The following is a 23,676-nucleotide window of genomic DNA, read 5'->3' on the forward strand; positions in this document are numbered from 1 at the left end:
CGGCGACGGAGGTCAGACTAGCAGAGCCCGCCAGCGCGCATCCAGCGCGGCCGCGTCGAAGCGGGCGGCGAAGCCGATGGCGACCGCGCGCGACAGGCCGTCGGCGGGCGCCTCGGCGGGGTGGAAGGAGGTCTGGGCGCCGGCGCGGTGGAACTCGACCCAGCCCCCGGGCGTGCGCGCGACGCCCTTCAGGCGGTAGAGGCCGAGGTCGAGGGCGGCGACCAGCGCCTCGGCCGCCGCACGGTCGAGGGCTTCCGGCCCGCTCCAGGACCAGCTGCGGTAGTGGGCGGCGTGGTCGTGCGCGGGGTCGTGGGAATGATCGTGGTCGTGGCCGCAGTCCGGACCGCAGACGTGGTCGGCGGGCGCCGGCGTCTCGCCCCGGTCCAGCAGCATCTCGACGGGCAGGGCGCCGAAGGCGGCCTCCAGGCGCGGCACGGCGGGGGCCATCTCCGCGAGCGTCGCGGCGACGCGGGCGGCGGCCTCGGGGCCCGCATGGTCGGCCTTGGAGATCACCACCAGCCCCGCCGCGCGCACCTGGCGCACCAGCGTGTCGGAGAGGAGGGGGTCGTCCAGTCCCGCCTCGAAGTTGGCCGCGTCCACGAGGGTCGCGGTCAGGGCCAGGTCCATCTCCGGCTCGGCCATGGCGATCTGGGCGACCTTGGCGGGGTCGGCGACGCCCGAGGTCTCGATCACCAGGTGCTCGGCCCGCGGGCGCGCCTCGAGGATGCGGTCGATGGCGTCGAACAGGTCCCCGCCGATCGAGCAGCACATGCAGCCGTTCGCCAGCGAGAGCGTGTCGCCGTCGCGGTTCAGGATCAGGCTCTCGTCCAGCGGGATCTCGCCGAAGTCGTTGACCAGCACGGTGATGCGCCGGCCATGCGCCTCGGTCAGCAGGCGGTTGACCAGCGTGGTCTTGCCCGCGCCGAGGTAGCCGGAGATCACGGTGACGGGCAGGGGGGGGACGGGCAGGGGGGCGAGACCGCCCCCCTCGTTGCTCGCATCTGCGCTCATGCCATGAACACCCGGCCGCCGGAGACGGTGCCCAGCACCTCGATGTCGCGCAGCTCGTAGGGGCCGACGGCCAGCGGATCGTCGGCGAGCACCGCGAAGTCCGCCTTCTTGCCCGTCTCGATCGAGCCGATCTCGTCGTCCATCTTCAGCGTCTGGGCCGGGCCCAGCGTGATGGCGTGCAGCGCCTCGGCCACCGTGATGCGCTGGTTGGCGCCCAGCACGCGGCCCTTCGGCGTGATGCGGTTCACCGCGCACCAGGCGACGGTCAGCGGCCCCATCGGCGTGACCGGCGTGTCGGAGTGGATCGCCAGCGTCACGCCATGGTCGAGGGCCGAGCGGCAGGCGTCCATGCGGCGGGCGCGGTCCGGGCCGATCGACATCTCATAATGCGCATCGCCGAAGTACCACATGTGGTTGGCGAAGAGGTTCGCGCACACGCCCATCGCGGCCATGCGCCGGAACTGGTCCTCGCCCGCCATCTGCACGTGCTGGAGGGTGTGGCGATGGTCGGGCCAGGGGCTCTTGCACAGCGCCGCCTCCAGCGCGTCGAGGGTGACCTCGGACGCCTCGTCGCCGTTGGTGTGGATGTGCATCTGCACCCGCGCCGCGTTCAGCGCCTCGATCACCTCGAACAGCTGCTTGGGCGGCACGTTCCAGATGCCGTTGGGCTGCCCGCCCAGGTGCCCCGGCCACTTCAGGCGCGCGGTGAAGCCCTGGATCGAGCCGTCGGTGACGATCTTCACCGAGCCCAGCCGCAGCATGTCGGTCGAGCGCTTGCCCAGCGCCTGGGCGCGGGCCACGAAATCGGCCGGCGACATCTCCCGGAACACCAGCGTGGGGACGATGCGCAGAGAGAAGTCGTCCGCGGCGGTGATGCGCAGCAGCCCGTCCACGTCCTCGTCCTCGAGCACGGCGGCGAGGTCGGTGGCCGTGGTCACCCCGCAGCGCATCGCCGACTTGGCGTAGGCGCGCACCGAGGGTTCACGGCGCGACAGCTCCCGGAAGTCGATCTTGCAGCGGCGCAGGATCGGGAACATCGCCGCCATCTCCTGCAGCTCGCCGTTGGGCTCGCCGTTCGCGAAGCGGGCCACGCCCTCGACGTTGGTGTCGCGGGAATAGCCCGCCATCTCCAGCGCCTTGGAGTTCACGGTCAGCAGGTGGAAGTTGGAATGCACCACCGCCACGGGACGGTCGGTCGAAACCTCGTCGAGGTGGCGTCGGTTCAGCCGCTCGGTCGGCAGGAAGATCGGGTCGAAGCCCCAGGCGACGATCGGCTCGCCCTCGGGGATCTCGGCCGCGGCCTCCTTCAGGCGGGCGACGACCGCCTCGACCGAGGGCATGCCCTTGTGCAGGTTCCCGTCGGGGTCCACCCGGTCCTGGTCGCCGGCGTAGACGTAGCGCCACATCGCCCCGGTCATCATGTGCCCGTGCCCCTCGACGAAGCCGGGCAGCAGAACGGCGTCGCCGAATCGCTCGTCCAGCGTCCCCCCGCCCCAGGGCTCGGCGCAGTCGGGGCCGCCGACGGCGAGGATCCGTCCGTCGCGGACCGCGACATGGGTGGCCTCGGGCCGGTTCGGGTCCATCGTGACGATCTTGCGGGCGCGGTAGACGACGGTGGCTGACATGGTTTCCGGGGGCTCCTCAGGGGGACGCGAGGGATAGGGCTTCCGCGCGCGAGGCAGGGCGCGCGGCGTCGGGGATCACCCTCGCCGGGGGCCGGCCGGGGCCTTAGGACCAGATGCGGAGAACCGTTGTGCCAGTCCCGTGTGCAGGCGCATTGGGGTTTGCGTTTCGACCGGCGAGGCGTCTGACTTCGGTTTAGGCATTAACCGAACCGAGGCCAGAACATGAGCATCACGCGCCGGACCCTGTTCGCATCTGCGGCGGCCCTCGCCCTCGCGACCCGTCTGACGCCGGCCTTCGCGGCCGAGCCCACGCCCGGCGGCGATCTGGTGATCGTCGCGACCCAGGTGCCCCGCCACCTGAACCCCGCCGTCCAGTCCGGCACCGCGACGGCCGTGCCCGGCACGCAGATCTTCGCCTCGCCCCTGCGCTTCGACGGCGAATGGAAGCCCCATCCCTACCTCGCCGAGGCCTGGGCGTGGTCGGAGGACAAGCTCTCCCTGACGCTCACCCTGGTCGAGGGCGCGACCTTCCACGACGGCGAGCCGATCACCTCGGAGGACGTCGCCTTCTCGATCGAGACGATCAAGGCGAACCACCCGTTCAAGACCATGTTCGCCCCGGTCGAGACGGTCGAGACCCCCGACGCGCGCACCGCGGTCATCAAGCTCAGCCAGCCCCACCCGGCGCTGCTGCTGGCGCTGTCGGGCGCGCTGTGCCCGATCATCCCCAAGCACGTCTACGGCGACGGGCAGGACGTGGCCTCGCATCCGCGCAACGCCGATCCCGTCGGCTCCGGCCCCTACAAGCTGGAGAGCTTCGAGGCCGGCAAGCAGATCGTGATGGTGAAGAACGAGGACTTCTTCATCCCCGGCCGCCCCTACCTCGACCGCATCATCATCCGCATCGTGCGCGATGAATCGGCCGCGCTCCTGTCGATGGAGACGGGCGAGGGCGACATGATGCCGTTCCTGTCCACCTCCCAGGGGATCGGGCGGATGACCAAGGCCGACGGGATCGAGGTGATCTCCGAGGGCTACGCCGCGGTGGGGCCGATCAACTGGCTCGCCTTCAACACCCGCGTCGAGCCGCTGTCGAAGAAGGAGGTCCGGCAGGCCATCGGCTACGCCATCGACCGCAACTTCATCACCAAGGCGCTGATGCGCGGCGTGGCCAAGCCCAACAAGAGCCCGATCATCGAGAGCTCGCCCTTCTTCAACCCGGACATGCCCGCCTACGACTTCGACCTCGACAAGGCGAAGGCGATGCTGGACGCGGCCGGCTACCCGATGAACGGCGACAGCCGCTTCGCGCTGACCGTGGACTACATCCCCGGCAACGACGAGCAGCAGCGCAACGTGGCCGAGTACCTGCGCTCGGCGCTCGGCAAGGTGGGCATCGCGATCGAGGTCCGCGCCTCGCCCGACTTCCCCACCTGGGCCAAGCGCATGGCGGCTGGCGACTTCCAGATGTCGATGGACACGGTGTTCAACTGGGGCGACCCGGTGATCGGCGTGCACCGCACGTACCTGTCGACCAACATCCGCCCCGTGGTGTGGTCGAACACGCAGGGCTACGCCAACCCGAAGGTGGACGAGCTGCTGAACGCCGCCGCCGTGGCCACCGACGAGGCCGAGCGCAAGAAGCTCTACGACGAGTTCCAGATGATCGTGGGCGACGAGCTGCCGGTCTACTGGATCAACGCCTCGCCCTACCACACCGCGGCCGATGCGCGGCTGGGCAACGTGCCCGCCTCGATCTGGGGCCCGATGCAGTCGATGGACGACGTCTACTGGGCCGAGCCCCGCTGACCCCCGCCTGACCCCTGCGCGCCGCCCGGCCGACCGGGCGGCGCGCCCCCGCGACCCGGCCCGGCGGCCGGGTCCGCCCGACTTCCGCGGAGGACCCCCCGATGGGCGCATCCGGCTACATCCTCAGGCGTCTCGGCTACGGCATCGTTCTGCTGCTGGGCGTGGTCGTGCTGAACTTCCTGCTGATCCACGCCGCCCCCGGCGACCCGGCCGAGGTGATCGCCGGCGAGATGGGCGGGGCGACCGAGGAGATGATGGCGAAGATCCGGGCCGACTACGGCCTCGACCAGCCGCTGATCGTGCAGCTGGGCATCTACCTGGGCGGCGTCGCGACCGGGAACCTGGGCGAGAGCTACTTCTTCAACCAGCCGGTGATCGAGCTGATCGGCGCGCGCATCGTGCCCACCATCCTGCTGGTGGTGGCGGCCCAGCTGATCGCCATCATCCTGGGCGTGGGCATGGGCGTGCTGGCCGCCCGCCGGCCCCAGGGCGCCTGGTCGGCCTTCGTCTCGGTCTTCTCGACCATCGGCTACGCCGCGCCGGTGTTCTGGACGGGGCTGATGCTGATCATCCTCTTCGCCTCGATGCTGCCCCTGTTCCCGGTCGAGGGGATGGAGAGCGCGCGCTTCCGCGGCGGCGACATCGCCTATGCGATCGACGTCCTCCACCACCTGTTCCTGCCGGCGCTGACGCTGGGGATCATCTTCCTCGCGCAATACGCGCGCCTGTCGCGCGCCTCGATGATCGACGTGCTGGGGGCGGACTACGTGCGCACCGCGCGCGCCAAGGGGCTGAGCGAGCGCAAGGTGACCTTCAAGCATGCGCTGCGCAACGCGGTGCTGCCGATCCTGACGGTCGCCGGCATCCAGTTCGGCAACCTCATCTCCGGCGCGCTGCTGGTCGAGACGGTGTTCAACTGGCCCGGCATGGGCCGCCTCGCCTTCGACAGCGTGCTGCGCCGCGACTACCCGACCCTGCTGGGCGTGCTGTTCTTCGCGGCCCTGATGGTCGTGGTCGCGAACCTGCTGACCGACCTCAGCTATCGCCTCGCCGATCCCCGCATCCGAACCGGAGGCGCCCGCAAGTGACCGACGTGGCCACGAACCCGCCCCCCGCCTCCGCCGCGGCCCCCGCGCCCGCCCGCGCCGCGGCCGGGCCCGCGCTCGACGCGGTCAGCCCCCTGCGCGAGAGCTGGCGGATATTCCTCCAGAACCGCCCCGCGCTGGTGGGGACCGCGATCCTGGGCCTGATCCTGCTGGGCCTGCTCTACGGCACGTTCTTCGTGACCGCCGATCCCTACGAGATCGTCTGGGCCCCGATGACCGCCCCGTTCGAGGCGCCGGAATACGCCCTGCTGGGCACCGACTACCTGGGCCGCGACATCCTCGCGGGGCTGCTGACCGGGGGCTGGCCGACGCTGGCGGTCGGCGCCTCCTCGGCGCTGCTGACGGTGTTCATCGGCATCCTGGTCGGGGCGCTGTCGGGCTATTTCGGCGGCTGGGTGGACGACCTGCTGATGCGGGTGACCGAGTTCTTCCAGGTGCTGCCGGCGCTGCTGTTCGCGATGGTGCTGGTGACGCTGTTCTCGCCCTCGCTGGTGACGATCTCCATCGCCATCGGGGTGGTCAGCTGGCCGCAGACCGCGCGCCTGACCCGGGCCGAGTTCCTCAGGATCCGGGAGCTGGAATACGTCGCCGCCGCCCGCTCGATCGGGGCGAGGAATGGGCGGATCATGTTCCGCGTGGTGCTGCCCAACGCGCTGCCGCCGCTGATCGTCTCGGCGACCCTGACGGTGGGCGTGGCGATCCTGTTCGAGGCGGGCCTGTCCTTCCTGGGCCTGGGCGACCCCAACACCATGTCCTGGGGCCTGATGATCGGCCAGAACCGCGGCTATCTGCTCGAGGCCTGGTGGCCCGTGACGATCCCCGGCCTCGCGATCTTCCTGACCGTCTTCGCGATCTCGCTGATCGGGGACGGCCTGAACGACGCCTTCAACCCGAAGCTCCGGTCGAGGTGAGCGCCATGACGGATCCCCTCCTCAGCGTCCGCGACCTGAAGGTCGAGTTCGACACCCGCCACGGGCGCGTGACCGCGCTGGCCGGCATCTCGCTCGACGTGATGCCTGGCGAAACGCTCGGCATCGTGGGCGAGAGCGGCTGCGGCAAGTCCATCACCGCGCTGGCGATGATGGGCCTGATCCCCAACCCTCCCGGTCACCTGACCGGCGGCGAGATCCGCTTCGAGGGCGAGGACATCACCCGCGCCAGCCCCAAGCGCATGCGCCAGCTGCGCGGCCGCGACATCTCGATGATCTTCCAGGAGCCGATGACCTCGCTGAACCCGGTCTTCACCGCCGGGGACCAGATCGCCGAGGCGATCATGCTCCACCAGGACGTCTCGAAGAAGGAGGCCTGGGAGGAGGCGGTCGAGCTCCTGCGCATCGTCGGCATCCCCGAGCCGCGCCGCCGCGCCGCCTCCTACCCCCACGAGATGTCCGGCGGCATGCGCCAGCGGGTGATGATCGCCATGGCGATCTCCTGCCGCCCGAAGGTGCTGATCGCCGACGAGCCGACCACCGCCCTCGACGTCACCGTGCAGGCCCAGATCTTCGACCTGATGCGCGACATCCAGGAGAAGTTCGGCGTCGCCATCGTGATGATCACCCACGACATGGGCGCCATCGCCGAGATGGCCGACCGCGTGGCCGTGATGTACGCGGGCCGGGTGATCGAGCAGGGGCGGGCCGACGACATCCTCGACGATCCGCAGCACCCCTACACCCGCGGCCTGATCGGCTGCATCCCGGCGCTGGGCCGGGCCGCGGCCTCGGCCGAGCGTCTGCCGCCGCTGGCCGAGATCCCGGGCGTGGTGCCGCCGCTGCACCTGCTGGGCGAGGGCTGCGCCTTCGCCGACCGCTGCGCCCTGGTCCACGACCGCTGCCGCGCCCAGCGCCCGGCGCTGGAGGCGCACGGCATGTCCCACGGCCACGCGGTCGCCTGCCACGCCGCCGAGAAGGAGATCGCCGCATGAGCTTCGACGGACACGCCCAGGCGATCCCCGGCGGCGCCTCCCCCTCGGACGAACGGCCGCTGCTGGAGGCCGTCGGCCTCTCGGTCCGCTTCGCGATGCCCAAGGCCTCGCCCTTCGCGGAGCGCGACCACCTCCACGCCGTGCGCGGGGTGAACTTCAAGGTCCACGCCGGCCGCACGCTGGGCATCGTGGGCGAGAGCGGCTCGGGCAAGACCACCACCGCCATGGCCGCCGTGCGCCTGACCGAGGCCTGGGACGGCGCGGTGCTGTTCGAGGGCCGCGACGTCCTGAAGATGGGCCCCGAGGAGCTGCGCCGCCAGCGCCGCGACATGCAGGTGATCTTCCAGGACCCCTATTCCTCGCTCAACCCCCGCGACCGCGTCGGCGCCATCGTGCGCGAGCCGCTGGACCTGATGGACGTGGGCGAGAAGGCCGACCGCGCCGACCGGGTGAAGGAGCTGTTCTCCCTCGTCGGCCTGCGCCCCGACCAGATGGCGCTGTTCCCCCACCAGTTCTCCGGCGGCCAGCGGCAGCGGATCTCCATCGCCCGGGCGCTGGCGACGAACCCCAAGCTGATCGTGTGCGACGAGCCGGTCTCGGCGCTGGACGTGGCGATCCAGGCGCAGGTGCTGAACCTGCTGCGCCGGCTGCAGGACCAGTTCGGGCTGAGCTACCTCTTCATCTCCCACGACCTGGGCGTGGTGCAGTTCATCTGCGACGACATCGCGGTGATGTACCTGGGCGAGATCGTGGAATACGCCGACCGGCCCACGCTGTTCGCCACGCCCCGGCACGCGTACACGTCCGCGCTGCTCGACGCGGCCCCCTCGCTCGCGCGGCGCAAGTCGGCGGGCTATTCGCGGGCGGGCGCGGTGAAGGGGGACCCGCCCTCGCCGATGAACCTGCCTAAGGGCTGCGCCTTCGCCTCCCGCTGCCCCCGCGCGCAGGCCCGCTGCACCGACGAGAAACCCGTGCTGCGACCCGTCGACGGCGCGAGGGTCGCCTGCCATTTCCCTCTGGAAGGCTGAACCCATCTGGTCCTAGGCTCGCGCCAGCCTGGTCCTATGACCCGCCCCCCGGCGCTGATATGCCGGCATCATGCATCCGCCGCACCTGCCGGGGATGAAAGGAGTTCCGATATGAACGTCGCCGCCAATCCCAACGACCTCTCCGACGTCATCGCCGCCGACAAGGCCAACGTCTGGCACCACCTGGTGCAGCACGCGATGTTCGAGACGGTCGATCCCAAGATCATCGTCGAGGGCAAGGGCATCCGCGTCTGGGACGCGACCGGCCGCGAGATGATCGACGCCGTCTCGGGCGGCGTGTGGACCGTCAACGTCGGCTACGGCCGCGAGCGGATCGCCGACGCCGTGCGCGACCAGCTGGTGAAGATGAACTACTTCGCCGGCGCCGCCGGCTCGATCCCCGGGGCGCTCTTCGCCCAGAAGCTGATCGAGAAGATGCCGGGCATGACCCGCGTCTACTACTCGAACTCCGGATCCGAGGCCAACGAGAAGGCCTACAAGATGATCCGCCAGATCGCGCACAAGAAGTACGGCGGCAAGAAGTACAAAATCCTGTTCCGCGAGCGCGACTACCACGGCACCACCATCGCAGCCCTCGCCTCCGGCGGCCAGCCCGAGCGGGCGGCGCAGTACGGGCCGTTCCCCGACGGCTTCGTGCAGGTCCCCCACTGCCTCGAGTACCGCAAGCAGTGGGACGTCGAGAACTACGGCCGCCGCGCCGCCGACGCGATCGAGGAGGTGATCCTGCGCGAGGGCCCCGAGACCGTGGGCGGCCTGGTGCTGGAGCCGATCACCGCCGGCGGCGGCGTCATCACCCCGCCCGAGGGCTACTGGGAGCGGGTGCAGGAGATCTGCGAGAAGTACGACATCCTGCTGCACATCGACGAGGTCGTCTGCGGCATGGGCCGCACGGGCGAGTGGTTCGGCTACCAGAACTTCGGCGTGAAGCCCGACATCGTGACGATGGCGAAGGGCGTCGCCTCGGGCTACGCGGCGATCTCGTGCACCGTCACGACCGAGCGCGTCTTCGACATGTTCAAGGACGACAGCTCCGATCCGCTGAACTACTTCCGCGACATCTCCACCTTCGGCGGCTGCACGGCCGGCCCGGCGGCGGCGCTCGAGAACATGAAGATCCTCGAGGAGGAGAAGCTGCTCGAGAACACCAAGGCCCGCGGCAAGCAGCTTATGGCGCGGCTCGAGGACATCAAGGCCAAGCATGAGATCGTGGGCGACGTCCGCGGCCTGGGCCTGTTCCAGGGCCTCGAGCTGGTGGCGAACCGCGAGACCAAGGAGCCGCTGGACGAGAAGATCGTCGCCAAGGTGGTCGCCGCCGTCGGCGCCCGCGGGGTGATGATCGGGATGACCAACCGCTCGCTCCCCGGCCTGAACAACACGCTGTGCCTGTCGCCCGCGCTGATCGCCACCGAGGCCGACATCGACGCCATCGCCGACGCGGTCGAGGGCGCCATCGCCGAGATCGCCGCGACCCTCTGATCGCGGTCTTCCGGCCCACCTGATCCGCATCGCAGACCCGGCCCCGAAAGGGGCCGGGACCCCCCTCCGCGGCCGCCCCTGGCGACCGCGCCCTCTCCGTGCGTCTTCACGCCGGCCCCCTTTCCGCGCTTTCGCCGCGCGCAGCCGACCGGACCGATCCCGATGAACAAGCCCCTCTCCCCGCTCGACGCCGCCCCCGAAGCCCTGGCCCAGGATCCCGACGCCGCCGCCCGCGACTGGCTGGCCGCGGTGGAGCGGCGCAACCTGATCGCCGGCGCGCTGGTCCCGGCGCCCGCGGGGATGGAGGTGATCGAGCCCGCCCAGATGCGCCCGCTCGGCGTCGCCGCCGCCTCCGGCCCGCAGGAGGTGGACGCCGCCGTCGAGGCCGCCGCCGCCGCCCAGCCCGGCTGGGCCGCCATGCCCGCCCGCGCCCGCGGCAAGCTGGTCGCGCAGGCGGGCCGCCTGCTCGCCGCCCAGGCCGAACCCGTCGCCCGCCTGCTGGCGCGCGAGACCGGCAAGGCCCTGCGCACCGAGTGCCGGGGGGAGCTGGCGGTCGCCGCCGACCTGCTGGAGTTCTACGGCGGCCTCGGCTCCGAGCTGAAGGGCGAGACCATTCCCTTCGACCCGAAGACCCTGTCGGTCACCACGCTGGAGCCGCTGGGCGTCGTCGCCGCGATCCTGCCGTGGAACGTGCCGCTGGTGCTGATGATGCTGAAGATCGCGCCCGCGCTGGTCGCCGGCAACACGGTGGTGGTGAAGGCCGCGGAGGAGGCGCCCTTCGCCACACTCGTCGCCGCCGCGATCCTCGACCAGGTGCTGCCGGACGGCGTGGTCAACGTGGTGGTCGGCGACGGGCTGGAGTGCGGCGCCCCGCTGACCAACCATCCCAAGATCGCGAAGATCACCTTCACCGGCTCGGAGGAGGTCGGCGAGACGGTCTACGGCGCCGGCGCCGACCGCATCATCCCCGTCTCGCTGGAGCTGGGCGGCAAGTCCCCGATGATCGTGTGCGCCGACGCGGACCTGGAGAAGACCGTGGCCGGCGCGGTCGCCGGCATGCGCTTCACCCGCCAGGGGCAGAGCTGCACCGCCGCCTCGCGCATCTACGTGCATCGCGAACTCTACGACGCCTTCCTCGCCGCCCTGACCGCGAAGCTGGAGGGGCTGGCGATCGGCGATCCGCTGGACGAGGCGACCGACGTCGGCACCATCATCTCCGTCACCCAGAAGGCCACCGTCGAGCGCTACGTCGCCATCGCCGAGGCCACCCCCGGCGCGACGGTCGTGCGCATCGGCAAGCTGCCGGAGGAGGGGGTCGCCCCCGACCTCTTCATGCAGCCCACCCTGCTGCTGGACCTGCCCGAGGACAGCCCCTGCGTGCAGGAGGAGATCTTCGGCCCCGTCTGCGTGATCCAGGCCTGGGACGACTACGAGGCCGTGATCGCCGCCGCCAACGCCACCCGCTACGGGCTGGCGGCGACGATCTGGACGCGGGACCTCGGCGTGGCGCTCGACGCCTCGCGCCGGGTGAACGCGGGCTACGTGCAGGTGAACCAGAACCTGACCATCCAGCCGAACCTGAGCTACGGCGGCTTCGGCCGCTCGGGCCTGGGCAAGGAGGCCTCGCTCGAGGCGATGCTGGCCCACTTCACCCGCAACAAGACCATCGTGCTGGCGGGCATGTAAGGGCGTGGAGGCCCTGGCGGAGTTCTGGTCGGCCTGGGCGCCGGAGGCGGGGACGCTGGTCCTCGCCTGCCTCGCCGTCGCCGCGGCGGGGGTGCTTCGGGGGCTGACCGGCTTCGGCTTCGCGCTGGCCGCGGTGCCGCTGCTGTCGATGTTCCTCGCCCCCGCCGCCTCGGTGGCGCTGGTGATCTGCCTGCAGGCGATGGTGGGCTTCCGGGACCTGGTGCAGGTGGGGCGGCTGGTGGACTGGGCGTCCGTCTCGCGTCTCTCGGTCGGCTCGCTGGTCGGAACGCCCGTCGGCGTGGCGCTGCTGGCGTGGCTGGACCCGGCGGCCATGCGGCTCGCCATCGCCGCGCTGGTGGGGCTGGGGCTGGCGATGTTGCTGCGCCCCGGCAAGGTCCCGGTCCCGGCGGAGCCCTCGGCCGGCGCGCCGCGGGGGGCGCTGCCGACGGGGCTCGCCTCGGGCGTCTTCGGCGGTCTCGCGGCGATGGCCGGGCCGCCGGCGATCGTGTGGTACATGCGCGCCGGACACCGGCCGGCGGTGATGCGCGCCAGCCTGATGGTGTTCTTCTTCATCGGCTCGGTCTTCGCCGCGCCGATGATGGCTTGGAACGGGGTGCTGGGCGCCTCGACCGTGGCGCTGGCGGTCTGCGCGCTGCCGGTGCTGATCCTGTCGACCTCGGCCGGGGCGCGGCTCTTCGCGCGCACCACCGACGCGGGCTACCGCAAGGTGGCGCTGGGGGTGCTGGCGGCGATGGCCGCGGCCTCGGCCGTCCGCGGCGCGATGGACCTGCTGGGGGGCTGACGGCCCCGCCCCTACGACCATGGTCGCGTTGCGCGCGCGGCCCCCTCCGCCAGACTGTCGCAGGGTCCGGAACGCCTCCGGACCGCGATGAACCAGCGGAGGAAACCATGGCCTGGACCACCCCCAAGATCGACGAGATCTCCTGCGGCATGGAGATCAACATGTACTTCCCGGCCGAAGACCGGGAAGCCGACGAGCTGTTCTGAGGCGCGGAGGCCGGTCGTGGCGGGACTCGAGATCATCGTGCTCGGCGCCGCGGCCGGCGGCGGCCTGCCGCAATGGAACTGCGGCTGCGCCAATTGCGACGCCGCACGGGCGGGGCGGCTTCCCCCGATGACGCAGAGCTCGCTCGCGGTCTCCGCCGACGGGCGCGACTGGGCCATCGTCAACGCCTCGCCCGACATCGGCCGACAGATGGCCGCGACCCCGGCCTTGCACCCCACGGGGCCGCGGACCTCTCCGCTGAAGGCGGTGCTGCTGACCAACGGCGACATCGACCACGTCGGCGGGCTGCTGACCCTGCGGGAGAAGCAGCCCTTCGATCTCTGGGCCACCGCCGACATCGGCCGGGCGCTGGCCGACAACCCGGTCTTCGGCGCCGTGGACCCCGCGCTGGTCCCCCGCCGGACGGCCCGGCTGGAAGAGCCGTTCCCGCTCCTCCCCGGCCTGACCGCCACCCTCTTCGCCACGCCCGGCAAGGTCCCCCTCTACCTCGAGGGCGACGGCGAGGGCCTGCAGACCGACGTCGAGGGCGAGCAGACCGTGGGCGTCCTGCTCGAGGCCGCCGGCCGCCGCGCCGTGATCGCCCCCGGCTGCGCCCGCATGACGCCGGCGCTCGCCGCGCGGATCGAGGGCTGCGACCTCCTCTTCTTCGACGGCACCCTGTGGGAGGACGACGAGATGATCCGCATGGGGCTCGGCGCCAAGACCGGCCGGCGCATGGGGCACATGTCGATGTCGGGCCCCGAGGGCTCGATGGCGGCGCTGGCCGAGGTGCCGGTGGGCCGCCGCATCTACGTTCACGTCAACAACTCCAACCCCGCCATCCGCCCCGACGGGCCGGAGCGGCGGGCGCTGGAGGCGGCGGGCTGGACGCTCGCCCAGGACGGCATGGAGTTCCGCGCATGATGGATGGATCGTTCCCCGCCCCCGCTCCCGCCCGCGAGGCCCAGAGCCGGGAGGCCTTCGAGGCCCGCCTGCGCGCCATCGGGGCCGCGCGCTACCACGACCGCCACCCGTTCCATCACCGCCTGCACGGCGGCGAGTGCTCCCCCGACGAGGTGCGCGCCTGGGTGGTGAACCGCTGGTGGTACCAGTCCCGCATCCCGATGAAGGACGCCGCCTTCATGAGCCGGGTCGAGGACCCCGCCCTGCGCCGCGAATGGCGCTCGCGCATCGAGAACCACGACGGCTCGGACGGCGCGCCGGGCGGCATCGCCCGCTGGCTGAAGCTGGCCGAGGCGGTGGGGCTGGACCCGGATTACGTCGCCTCCGGCCGGGGCGTGCTGCCCGCCACCCGCTTCGCCGTGGACGCCTACGTGCGCTTCGTGCGCGACATGCCGCTGCTGGACGCGGTCGCGTCCTCGCTGACCGAGATGTTCGCGCCCAAGATCCACGCCGACCGGATCGAGGGGCTGCTGCGCCACTACGCCTTCGCCGACGAGACCTCGCTCTCCTATTTCCGCACCCGGCTGGTCGAGGCGCCCAGGGACGTGGCCTTCGGCCTCGCCTGGGTGCTGGACCACGCCGACACGGCCGAGAAGCAGGACGCCGCCGCCGCGGCGCTGACCTTCAAGACCGACGTGCTGTGGGCCCAGCTCGACGCCCTGTGGCACGGCTATGTCGAGGGCCACGCCCCGCCCGGCGCCTGGCGGCCCGGCGAGGGTCTGCTGGCGGCCCGGTCGTGACCGCCGCCGGCAAGAGCTTCCCCGACGAGGCGCGCCCCCGCCTGCTGCGCGGCGTTCGGGTCAAGCGCGACCGGGTGCGCGGCGCCGACGTGCTGCTGGCGCCCGAGCGGGTGCTGCGCCTCGATCCCGTCGGCTGCGCGATCCTGGCTGAGACCGACGGCGAGCGGAGCTTCGCCGAGATCGTGGCCGCGCTCGCCGCCCGCTTCGACGCGCCCCCCGCCCGGATCGCCGCCGACGCGCGAAATTTCCTGCAGACGCTGATCGACCGGCGCATGGCGGAGGCCGCATGACCGAGACCGCGCTCGCCCCCTCTCCCGCCGCCGCTCAGCGTCCCGCGCCGCCGCCCCCGCTGGCGATGCTGGCCGAGCTGACCCACCGCTGCCCGCTGGCCTGCCCCTACTGCTCCAACCCGCTGGAGCTGACCCGCAAGGCCGCCGAACTCGACACCACCCAGTGGACCGAGATCTTCGCGCAAGCCGCGGAGCTCGGGGTCCTGCAGCTGCATCTGTCGGGGGGAGAGCCCCTGTCGCGCAGGGATCTCGAGCCGCTGGTGCGCGCGGCCCGGGCGGTGGACCTCTACGTGAACCTCATCACTTCCGGCATCGGGCTGACCGAGAAGCGGCTGGATGCGCTGGAAGCCGCCGGCCTCGACCACGTGCAGCTGTCGCTGCAGGGGGTGGACGCGGATTCGGCCGACGAGATCGGCGGCTATCGCGGCGGCTTCGCGCGCAAGATGCAGGCGGCGAAATGGGTGGCCGCGCGGGGCATCCCGCTGACGCTGAACGCGGTGATGCATCGGAGGAACCTCGACCGGCTCGAGGCGACCATCGCCATGGCCGTCGAGATGGGCGCGCGCAGGCTCGAGGTCGCCACCGTCCAGTTCCATGGCTGGGCGAGCCTCAACCGCGGCGCCCTGATGCCCACCCGCGCCCAGGCCGAGCGCGCCGCGGCCGTGGTCCGCGAGGCGCGCCGGCGCCTGAAGGGCGTGCTCGCCATCGACTACGTCCCCGCCGACCACCACGCGGACTTTCCGAAGGCCTGCATGGGGGGCTGGGGCTCGACGGGGCTGAACGTGACGCCGGACGGGACGGTGCTGCCCTGCCACGCGGCGCAGACCATTCCCGGTCTTCGGTTCGAGCGGGCGCCCGAGACGCCGCTGGGCGAGATCTGGCGCGAGAGCCCGGCCTTCCAGGCCTATCGCGGGACCGACTGGATGCAGGAGCCCTGCCGCTCCTGCGACCGCAAGCTGAAGGACTTCGGCGGCTGCCGCTGCCAGGCGATGGCCATGACCGGCGATCCGGCGGCGACCGACCCGGTGTGTTCGCGCTCGCCCCACCGCGGGGCGCTGACGGCGGCGGCGGAGCGTGAGTCGCAGGACGCCGGCGCGGCGCTGACCTATCGGGCGGGGCCCGGCTGAGGGCGGCGGGGGGCCTCCGAGGCGGGGCTCGTCGGCTGGCAGCTGCGCTGGGGCGCGCAAGCGCGCCCGGGGCGCTTCGGGAACCCACCAAAGAACAGGCCCGCGCCTGTCCTTCGCAGCCGTCCGTCGCTGAAGATGCCTGAGCGAGTCGGCGGGAGGGGGCAAGGACAAGCCCCGCGCGGGGCGCGGGGTCGCTTCGCGATCCCTGACCCCTCCCGCCGACTCGCTCTTTACGGCATCAGCGACGGACGGCTCCGAAGAACAGGCGCTTGCGGCGGGGCTTGGGGCGCGCGGGCGCCTGGGGCGGGCGGCGGGAACGAGAACGGCCGGCCCGTTGCGGGGCCGGCCGGTCCTGCGCGGGGCCGGGAGCGGGCGCTCAGTTGGCGGGCGGGGTCTCGGGCAGGCCCTCGGGCTGGCCGACGACCACCACCTTCAGCTTCGCGGGGTCCAGCAGGCGCCTGGCGACGCGGTCGATGTCGGCGAGCGTCACCGCCTCGATCAGGCCGTTGCGGTCCTTGAGGTAGTCGGGGGTGAAGCCCTGCTCCATCAGGCCGGCGAGCTGGCCGGCGATCTTGGCGTTCGAGTCGAAGCGCAGCGGAAAGGCGCCGGTCAGGTAGCGCTTGGCCTCGTCGAGCTCCTCCTCGGTCACGCCCTCGTCGCGCATCCGGGCCCACTCGGCCTTGATCACCTCGATCGCCTCGGCCACGCGGTCGTTGGAGGACGACACGCCCCCCGCCATCAGCGCCGCCCGGTCGTAGGGCGCGAGGTAGGAATAGACGCCGTAGGTCAGGCCGCGCTTCTCGCGCACCTCCTCGGTCAGGCGGGAGGTGAAGCCGCCGCCGCCGAGGATGTGGTTCATCACGTAGGCCGGGATGAAGTCGGGATCGTCGCGGGCCAGCCCCTCCTGCACGAAGGCGGCAGTGGACTGGGGGATGTCGAAGGGCACGACCTCGAGCCCGCGGTCCTGGGCCAGCTCGGCGGGGGGCAGGGGATCCCACGGCTCCGCCGGCAGGTCGCCCAGCAGGCGGTCGAGCAGGGGGCCCAGCTCCTCTGCGGTGATGTCGCCCACCACGCCGATGGCGAGCTGGGAGCGGTTCAGGGCGCGGACGCGCGCCGCGCGCAGGTCGTCGGCGGTGACGGCGGCCACCGACTCGGGCGTGCCCTCCAGCGGGCGGGCGTAGGGATCGGTCCCGAACATCGCCTTCCGCCAGGCCTCGCCGAGGATCGCCTGCGGGTCGGTCGCCGCGTCGCGCAGGTTGGCGAGGATCGCGGCGCGCATCCGCTCCAGCGGCTCGGGGTCGAAGCGCGGCTCGACGAGGGCCGAGCGCAGCAGCTCCACGCTCTCGTCCCGGGTCTCGGTCAGCATCCGCGCGGAGACGGAGAACGAATCCCGCCCCGCGTCGAAGCCGTATTTCAGCGCCAGCTGGTCGGCGCGGGCGGAGAAGGCGGCCGAATCCAGCTCCCCCGCCCCCTCGTCCAGCATCGAGGACAGGAACGAGGTCACCCCGACCTTGTCCTCGGGCTCGCGCGAGGCGCCGCCCTTGAAGCTGATCTCCAGGGCGAGCATCGGGATCGAGGGCTCCTCCACCAGCCAGGCGGTGATGCCGCCGGGGGAGGTCACGATCTGCACGTCGGTCGCCGCCTGAGCCGGCAGCAGCGGCAGCAGCGACGGGGCGAGAAGCGCCAGCGCGGGCGCGACGATGCGGGCGAGGCGGCTCATCCCTGCTCCTCCTGGCTGGCGACGGGGGCGACGGGCGCGGCCTGGGCGGCGTCCGCGCCGGCGGGCTTGCGCAGCCAGCCGGTGACCGAGCGGCGCTTGTCGAAGACCTCCTGCGCGGCGGCCATCACGTCCTGCGCCGTCACCGCCTGCAGCAGGTCCGGCCAGTCCTTGATCTGCTCGAGCGTGTAGTCGGAGGCGAGCGCCTGGCCGTATTCGCGGGCCAGCGCCATCTGGCTGTCCTGGCGGTACACCTCGGCCGAGCGGTAGCCCATCTTGATGCGCGCCAGCTCCTCCTCGGTCGGGCCGCCGGAGGCGAGGAAGTCGGCCAGCGTCGCGTCCATCGCGTCCTCGCCCTCCTGCAGCGTATGGCCGGGGGAGGGGACGACGTAGAGGCCGAACTCGCCGTAGTCGCGCCAGTCGCCCGAATACCAGGCGCCGGCCTGCAGGGCGACGCCGCCGCCCACCACCATCGCCTGGGAGAAGCGGGAGTTGATGCCGTCGCCCAGCACGTCGGCCAGCACCTGCAGCGCGGCCGCCTTCGCCTGGTCGTCGCGCCGCGCGATGGTGAGGTACTCGCGCATCACGTAGGGCTGGCCGATACGGGCGTCCTCGTAGATCAGCCGGCGCTCGGCAAGCTGCGGGGGCTCCATCGGGCGGGCGCGCTCGGGCAGGTCGGGGGTGGGGGCGAGGGGGCCGTACCACTCCTTCGCCAGGCGCTCGACCTCCTCGGGCGTCACGTCGCCGGCGACCACGAGGATCGCGTTGTTGGGCGCGTAATAGGTCTTGTAGAAGTCCAGCGCGTCCTGCCGGGTCAGCCCCTCCATCTCCTGGCGCCAGCCGATGATCGGGATGCCGTAGGGGTGGTTCATGTAGAGCGCCGCGTCGCGCTGCTCGCCGAAGATCGCGCCGGGGTTGGTGTCGGTGCGGGAGTTGCGCTCCTCGATGATCACCTGGCGTTCGGGCGTGACCTGGGCGTCGGTCAGCACCAGGTCGCGCATCCGGTCGGCCTCCATCTTCATCACCAGCCCGAGGCGGTCGGCGGCGATGCGCTGGAAATACCCGGTGTAGTCGCGCGAGGTGAAGGCGTTGTCCTGCCCGCCGTTGGCCGCCACGATCTTCGAGAAGGCGGCGTCCGGGATCTCGTCCGTGCCCTTGAACATCAGGTGCTCGAGGAAGTGCGCGATGCCGGACTTGCCCGGCGGCTCGTCCGCGGCGCCGATGCGGTACCAGACCATGTGGGTCACGACCGGGGCGCGGTGATCCTCGATCACCACGGCGCGCAGGCCGTTGTCGAGCTCGAAGGTGGTGGTGCGGGGCTCCGCCCCGGCGGGGGCCGCGACCAGCGCGGCGGTCAGCGAGACGGCGGAGGCCAGGACGGCGAGCGCCGGCGCGGCGCGCAGGCCGCGGGACCGCAGGCGCGCGGGCCCGGTGGCGGGAAGGGTCATGCAGGGCTCCCCTTGCGTCGGAACGGGCCGCCCGCGCGCGGTGGCGCGCGGCGACGGCGGTCGACCGAACCTAGGCCCGGGGGCCGCGGGCGCAAGGTTCGCGACGCCGCGCAGGCTTCACGTCCCCGTTTTCGCCGCGGGAGCCGGCGCGCGCGCGTCCCCGGAACGGCGACGGCCCGCGCCGGGAAGGGCGCGGGCCGTCGGGATCGTCCTGCCGCTCGGGGTCAGCCGCCGAGGGGGATGGTGATCTCGTTGCTGGGCGACTCGGGCCGGGCGGGGCTCGGCGTGGGCGCCGGGGCGCCCTGGGTGCGCAGCGTCTCGGCCTCGTCGCGCGCGTCCAGGGTCTCGGCCGCCAGCGGATCGTTGATCTTGTAGCCGAAAATGCTGTCGAGCGCGTAGATGCTCTCTTTCTCGGGCGGCTCCTCGTCCACCAGGCGCTGGCGGATCGTGGGGTCCGCGGCCTCGGCCCCGGCGGCGTCGAGCAGGGCGAGCTCGCCCGGGGTCGGCGCCGTGGCGCCCGCGGCGGGGCCGGCGCCCAGCGCGGCCTGCGCGGCCTCGGACGGGCGCGGCTCCAGCGGGCTGGTCTCGCCGGGCTGGGGCGGGGGCAGGGTCTCGAAGCTCGGAGGCAGGCGCAGGGGCGCGTGGGGCGAGACGTTGAACGGGTTGGGGGATTCGTAGTTCAGCCCCATCGCGTCGCCGATCGCCTCGCGCCCGCCGCTGCACGCGGCCAGCGCGGCGGCTGCGCCCAGCAGGGCGACCGCGCGCGGCAGGCGGCCGGCGAGGGGGCGGCGCGCGCCGCCGGGGATCGTCGTCCGCGCGGCGGAAGGGGCGATCGGAAGAGTCATGTCCCGCGGTCTCCTGTCGGCCCGGCGGGGCCTTCGCCGCGCGTGGGCGGCGAGGCCGGGGCCCGTTCAGGCCCTCTGCTTGTCAGAACCGTCGAGCAGGATCAAGCCGGCGGCGCCGGCGAAGATGCACACGTCGGCCACGTTGAAGGCGTATGGATTGCTGATTCCGCAGCAGCTCATGTTGAGGAAGTCGAACACCGCCCCGTGCACCGCGCGGTCGAGCGCGTTGCCCAGCGCCCCCCCGATCAGCAGCCCGACCGAGGCCCGCCGCCAGGGATGCGACATCCGGCGCGACCAGATCGCGAGGCCGAGGGAGATGAGCACGGCCGCCGCGATCCACACGCCGCGCCCCACGTCGGCCCCCAGGCCGAAGTTGGCGCCCGTGTTCCAGGCCATGACGAAACGCAGGAAGGGCGAGGCGATGTCGATGCTCAGGCGATCGCGAAGATCGAGCCCCTCCAGCACCCACCACTTGCTAGCCTGATCCAGCGCGAAGGCCGCGATCGCCGCGGCCAGAACGACGCCAGCCCGCATGGGCCCTCCGGTATTCGCGCCGGCGCCGGAGCGCCGTCTCAGTTGCTCGCCGCGCGCGGCTTGAAGCCGCCGCGCAGGATCTCGGTCGCGCTCGCCGGATTCGCGCCGAACGATGCGCAGGAGGAATAGTAGCGGTTGGAGACGCGGCCCTCGTACTCGAACAGCCGCCGGTCGCGCGGATCGCGCGGTCCCGCCCGCAGCCCTCTGTAGTTGGTCGCGTCGATCTCGTCGATCTTCGCCAGCAGCTGCTTGCACGACAATTGCGCCGCCGGCGTGAGATGGATCTCAACCCCGGCGCTGGTCACGAACGAATCCTGCGCGGCCGGAGCCGGCGGAGCCGTCGCCAGCGGCGCTATCGCCGCCAGTGCAATCAAGAATCGGTTCGTCGCGGTCATGGCCTCGTCGTCACGCGTTCGTCGCGCCCTCTTCGGGTTTCTTCCTGTACCTGACAGACAGCCGGTGTTCAAATTTGGGCGAGTCCTCGGCGTGGAGGCGCCGCGGGTCAAGATTTCGCGCCCTCCGCGAGTTGGCGCGGCGCTCCGGCGTGGATATGTTCCGACGATGACCTTCTTCCAGTCTCCGGCGATGGGAGTGACCGCCCTGATGCGAGCCAAGCTGAACGGGGCCTTCATCGGCCTGGTGCTGGCGGGATGCGGGGTCGCCCTCGGCGCCCAGGCTTCCGCCGCCACCCTTTCGGGCTCTTACCTCGCGGCCCAGTCCGCCGCGGCGCGCAACGACTATGCGGAGGCGGCGCGCTATTTCGCCGCAGCGCTGGCCCGCGACCCCGAGAATCCGGGTCTGCGCGAACGGACCATGAGCTTCAAGCTGCTGACCGGCGACCTGCGCGGGGCCGCGATGATCGCGCGGCTGATGGTGCAGGACGACGCCGCCACCCAGCTCGCCGAGCTGGCGCTGGCCGCCGACGACGTCGCCTCGGGCGACTTCGACGGCGCGGCCGAGATCCTGGGCGACGAGACCAGCCGGGTGAACGCCCTGGTCGGCGCCCTGATGCGCGGCTGGGCCGAGGCCGGGCGCGGCGACCGCGAGGCGATGGAGGAGGCGTTCTCCTCCCTCGACGGCGACGCGATGGGCGAGCTCTTCGGCAACTACCACCTGGGCCTCGCCCGGGCGGTGATCGGCGATCTCGACGGCGCGCGCGAGGCGCTGGAGCGCACCCGCGAGGAAGGCGCCGTCACCGGCCGCCCCGCCATCGCGCTGGGCGCGGTGATGGAGATGACGGGCGACGCCGACGCCGCCCGCGCGCTCTATGAAAGCATGGTCGCCACCAGCCGCGACGAGCGCACCGCCGCCGCCGCGCTGGCGCGCATGGACCAGCGCGAGCCCGCGATCCTGCCGGTGCAGACGCCCGCCGCCGGCACGGCGGAGGCGCTGTTCTCGATCGCCGCGGCGCTGGGCTCGGACCGCAACGCGGCCGTGGCGCTGCTCTACGCGCGCATCGCCCTCGCCCTGCGCCCCGACCTGCACGAGGCGCGCCTGCTGGTCGCGGGCCTGCTCGACGCGCAGGGGCAGGAGGAGGCCGCGGTCGAGGCCTACCAGGTCGTCCCCCGCCGCTCGCCGCTGTTCATCTCCGCCGAGCTCGGCCGCGCCGACAGCCTGATGGCGCTGGAGCGCGAGGACGAGGCGGTGGTGGTTCTGGAAAGCCTCTCGGCCGCCTACCCGCAGGAGCTCGACGCCCAGCTCGGCCTCGCCGCCGCCCTGCGCCGGACCGAGCGCTGGACCGCATCGACCGAGGCCTACGACCGCGCGCTCGCCCTGATCGACCCGATCGAGCGGCGCCACTGGTCGGTGTTCTACGAGCGCGGAATCGCCCATGAGCGTGCCGGCGACTGGCCCGACGCCGAGGGCGACTTCCAGAAGGCGCTGGAGCTGTCGCCCGACAACCCGCTGGTGCTGAACTACCTGGGCTATTCCTGGGTGGAGATGCACATGCACCTCGACGAGGCGCAGGCGATGATCGAGAAGGCCGTCGAGCAGCGCCCCGACGACGGCTACATCACCGACTCGCTGGGCTGGGTGCTCTATCGCCTCGCGAAATACGAGGAGGCGGTGCCGCACCTGGAGCGGGCGGTGGAGCTGACGCCCACCGATCCGATCATCAACGACCACCTCGGCGACGCCCTGTGGATGGTCGGGCGCAAGCGCGAGGCGCAGTTCCAGTGGTCCCGCGCCCTGTCCTTCGAGCCCGAGGAGAAGGACGCCCAGCGCATCCGCGCCAAGCTCGCCAAGGGGCTGGACGCGGTGCTCGCCTCCGAGGAGGCGTCGGGCCCGCCGCGCACCGCGGGGGCCGAGGCGCCGAAGGCGGATGGCGGCTGAGGCGACGGCGCCCGCCGACGCCGACCCCTCCGCCCCCGCGCCCGAGGCCGCCGGATCCGCTTCGGCGGCCGGCGGGCCTGCGCGCTCGGCCCGCTCCGGGCCGGCGACCGCGCGCGCCCGGGCCAAGGTCAACCTGCACCTGCACGTGCTGGGCCGTCGCGACGACGGGCTGCACCTGCTCGATTCCCTCTGCGTCTTTCCCGACGTCGCCGACGGGGTGACCGTGCGTCCGGCCCCGCCGGGCACCTTCACGATCGAGGTCACGGGCCCCTTCGCCTCCGGCGCCCCGGCCGATTCCCGCAACCTCGCCCTGCGCGCCGCGCTGGCGCTGGCCGAGGCCGCGGGCAGGGGGCCGGGTTCCGCCGCGCCGCTGGGCGTCGCGCTGAGCCTCGAGAAGGTCCTGCCGGCGGCGGGCGGGGTGGGGGGCGGCTCGGCGGACGCCGCGGCCGTGCTGCATCTGCTGAACCGGGAATGGGGCCTGGACCTGTCGCTGGAGCGGCTGTCGGAGATCGGCCTCGCGCTGGGCGCCGACCTGCCGGTCTGCCTGCGCGCCCCCGTCCCCACCCTGATGCGCGGCATCGGCGAGGACGTGCGCCCCGCGCCGGGCGTCCCGCCGCTCGCCCTCGTGCTCGCCAATCCCGGCGTCCCCACGCCCACGGGCGAGGTCTTCGCCCGCCTGCGCCGCCGCGACGGCGCGCCCTGCGCCCTGCCGGCGGAGGGGTTCGCCACGCCGGGCGCGCTGGCGGCGTGGCTGGAGGGCACCGCCAACATGCTCGAGCCGCCGGCGCGCGAGGTCGCGCCCGCGGTCGCCGACCTGATCGAGACCCTGGCCGCGCAGCCCGGCTGCCGCCTCGCCCGCATGTCGGGCAGCGGCGCCACCTGCTTCGGCCTTCACGAAACCATGGCCTCGGCCGAGGCGGGCGCGGCTGCGCTGCGCGCCTCGGGCCTGTGGGCCGCCGCCGGACGAAGCGCCGGCGCCTGAGGGG

At 72.6% G+C, this 23,676-nt stretch carries 22 protein-coding genes; 15 read left to right on the forward strand and 7 right to left on the reverse strand.

Features of this window, described 5'->3' with window-relative positions:
• Nucleotides 1–12: 12 nt before the first annotated feature.
• A complete protein-coding gene (locus P2H44_RS14090) occupies nucleotides 13–1,011 on the reverse strand; it encodes a CobW family GTP-binding protein (RefSeq protein ID WP_275764383.1) in 999 nt (332 codons plus the stop codon).
• Nucleotides 1,008–2,636: an amidohydrolase gene (locus P2H44_RS14095; protein ID WP_275764384.1), complete on the reverse strand. Its 1,629-nt coding sequence runs from the start codon at nucleotides 2,634–2,636 to the stop codon at nucleotides 1,008–1,010. The genes P2H44_RS14090 and P2H44_RS14095 overlap by 4 nt, the downstream gene beginning before the upstream one ends.
• A 222-nt stretch (nucleotides 2,637–2,858) precedes the next feature.
• Here P2H44_RS14095 and P2H44_RS14100 point away from each other — a divergent pair, with 222 nt between their 5' ends.
• The 13 genes from P2H44_RS14100 to pqqE all read left to right on the forward strand — a co-directional run bounded on the left by P2H44_RS14100 (nucleotide 2,859) and on the right by pqqE (nucleotide 15,812).
• Nucleotides 2,859–4,445 carry an ABC transporter substrate-binding protein gene (locus P2H44_RS14100; protein ID WP_275764386.1) on the forward strand — a complete coding sequence of 529 codons (1,587 nt, stop codon included), beginning with the start codon at nucleotides 2,859–2,861 and terminating at the stop codon, nucleotides 4,443–4,445.
• A 101-nt stretch (nucleotides 4,446–4,546) separates the two neighbouring features.
• Nucleotides 4,547–5,533: an ABC transporter permease gene (locus P2H44_RS14105; protein ID WP_275764388.1), complete on the forward strand. Its 987-nt coding sequence runs from the start codon at nucleotides 4,547–4,549 to the stop codon at nucleotides 5,531–5,533.
• 92 nt (nucleotides 5,534–5,625) lie between these two features.
• Nucleotides 5,626–6,462 (forward strand): ABC transporter permease, encoded by an 837-nt coding sequence (locus P2H44_RS14110; RefSeq protein WP_275764598.1) that lies wholly within the window; start codon nucleotides 5,626–5,628, stop codon nucleotides 6,460–6,462.
• A gap of 5 nt (nucleotides 6,463–6,467) precedes the next feature.
• The gene (locus tag P2H44_RS14115; protein ID WP_275764389.1) at nucleotides 6,468–7,475 is read left to right on the forward strand and encodes an ABC transporter ATP-binding protein; all 1,008 of its coding nucleotides are present in this window, start codon (nucleotides 6,468–6,470) and stop codon (nucleotides 7,473–7,475) included.
• Nucleotides 7,472–8,503, forward strand: coding sequence for an ABC transporter ATP-binding protein (locus P2H44_RS14120; RefSeq protein ID WP_275764391.1), 1,032 nt, complete (start codon nucleotides 7,472–7,474; stop codon nucleotides 8,501–8,503). Before P2H44_RS14115 ends, P2H44_RS14120 begins: the two co-directional genes overlap by 4 nt.
• 111 nt (nucleotides 8,504–8,614) lie before the next feature.
• Nucleotides 8,615–10,000, forward strand: a complete 1,386-nt coding sequence (locus P2H44_RS14125) for an aminotransferase family protein (protein ID WP_275764393.1) — start codon at nucleotides 8,615–8,617, stop codon at nucleotides 9,998–10,000.
• A gap of 162 nt (nucleotides 10,001–10,162) precedes the next feature.
• Nucleotides 10,163–11,686, forward strand: coding sequence for an aldehyde dehydrogenase family protein (locus tag P2H44_RS14130; protein ID WP_275764395.1), 1,524 nt, complete (start codon nucleotides 10,163–10,165; stop codon nucleotides 11,684–11,686).
• A gap of 4 nt (nucleotides 11,687–11,690) precedes the next feature.
• Nucleotides 11,691–12,488, forward strand: coding sequence for a sulfite exporter TauE/SafE family protein (locus tag P2H44_RS14135; protein WP_275764396.1), 798 nt, complete (start codon nucleotides 11,691–11,693; stop codon nucleotides 12,486–12,488).
• Between the two features lie 107 nt (nucleotides 12,489–12,595).
• Nucleotides 12,596–12,694, forward strand: coding sequence for a pyrroloquinoline quinone precursor peptide PqqA (gene pqqA, locus P2H44_RS14140; protein WP_275764397.1), 99 nt, complete (start codon nucleotides 12,596–12,598; stop codon nucleotides 12,692–12,694).
• 16 nt (nucleotides 12,695–12,710) lie between these two features.
• The gene (pqqB, locus tag P2H44_RS14145; protein WP_275764399.1) at nucleotides 12,711–13,616 is read left to right on the forward strand and encodes a pyrroloquinoline quinone biosynthesis protein PqqB; all 906 of its coding nucleotides are present in this window, start codon (nucleotides 12,711–12,713) and stop codon (nucleotides 13,614–13,616) included.
• A complete protein-coding gene (gene pqqC / locus P2H44_RS14150) occupies nucleotides 13,613–14,395 on the forward strand; it encodes a pyrroloquinoline-quinone synthase PqqC (RefSeq protein ID WP_275764400.1) in 783 nt (260 codons plus the stop codon). The genes pqqB and pqqC overlap by 4 nt, the downstream gene beginning before the upstream one ends.
• Entirely contained in the window at nucleotides 14,392–14,685 is a 294-nt protein-coding gene (gene pqqD, locus P2H44_RS14155) for a pyrroloquinoline quinone biosynthesis peptide chaperone PqqD (RefSeq protein ID WP_275764401.1), read from the forward strand. The genes pqqC and pqqD overlap by 4 nt, the downstream gene beginning before the upstream one ends.
• Nucleotides 14,682–15,812 (forward strand): pyrroloquinoline quinone biosynthesis protein PqqE, encoded by a 1,131-nt coding sequence (gene pqqE / locus P2H44_RS14160; protein WP_275764404.1) that lies wholly within the window; start codon nucleotides 14,682–14,684, stop codon nucleotides 15,810–15,812. The genes pqqD and pqqE overlap by 4 nt, the downstream gene beginning before the upstream one ends.
• 376 nt (nucleotides 15,813–16,188) lie before the next feature.
• Here the strand turns inward: pqqE and P2H44_RS14165 are convergent, their stop codons facing one another.
• The 5 genes from P2H44_RS14165 to P2H44_RS14185 form a co-directional block, all read right to left on the reverse strand.
• Entirely contained in the window at nucleotides 16,189–17,532 is a 1,344-nt protein-coding gene (locus P2H44_RS14165) for a M16 family metallopeptidase (RefSeq protein ID WP_275764405.1), read from the reverse strand.
• Nucleotides 17,529–18,977 (reverse strand): M16 family metallopeptidase, encoded by a 1,449-nt coding sequence (locus P2H44_RS14170; RefSeq protein ID WP_275764406.1) that lies wholly within the window; start codon nucleotides 18,975–18,977, stop codon nucleotides 17,529–17,531. Before P2H44_RS14170 ends, P2H44_RS14165 begins: the two co-directional genes overlap by 4 nt.
• A gap of 224 nt (nucleotides 18,978–19,201) precedes the next feature.
• Entirely contained in the window at nucleotides 19,202–19,822 is a 621-nt protein-coding gene (locus tag P2H44_RS14175; protein WP_275764407.1) for a DUF3035 domain-containing protein, read from the reverse strand.
• A gap of 66 nt (nucleotides 19,823–19,888) precedes the next feature.
• The gene (gene lspA, locus P2H44_RS14180; RefSeq protein ID WP_275764408.1) at nucleotides 19,889–20,356 is read right to left on the reverse strand and encodes a signal peptidase II; all 468 of its coding nucleotides are present in this window, start codon (nucleotides 20,354–20,356) and stop codon (nucleotides 19,889–19,891) included.
• Nucleotides 20,357–20,394: 38 nt separating this feature from the next.
• Nucleotides 20,395–20,751, reverse strand: a complete 357-nt coding sequence (locus P2H44_RS14185; protein ID WP_275764410.1) for a hypothetical protein — start codon at nucleotides 20,749–20,751, stop codon at nucleotides 20,395–20,397.
• A 166-nt stretch (nucleotides 20,752–20,917) separates the two neighbouring features.
• Here P2H44_RS14185 and P2H44_RS14190 point away from each other — a divergent pair, with 166 nt between their 5' ends.
• On the forward strand, nucleotides 20,918–22,690 hold the full coding sequence (locus P2H44_RS14190) for a tetratricopeptide repeat protein (protein ID WP_275764411.1): 1,773 nt from the start codon (nucleotides 20,918–20,920) through the stop codon (nucleotides 22,688–22,690).
• The gene (locus P2H44_RS14195) at nucleotides 22,680–23,672 is read left to right on the forward strand and encodes a 4-(cytidine 5'-diphospho)-2-C-methyl-D-erythritol kinase (protein ID WP_275764412.1); all 993 of its coding nucleotides are present in this window, start codon (nucleotides 22,680–22,682) and stop codon (nucleotides 23,670–23,672) included. The genes P2H44_RS14190 and P2H44_RS14195 overlap by 11 nt, the downstream gene beginning before the upstream one ends.
• Nucleotides 23,673–23,676: the final 4 nt, after the last annotated feature.

Source organism: Albimonas marina (genome assembly GCF_029223255.1).
GTDB lineage: Bacteria > Pseudomonadota > Alphaproteobacteria > Rhodobacterales > Rhodobacteraceae > Albimonas.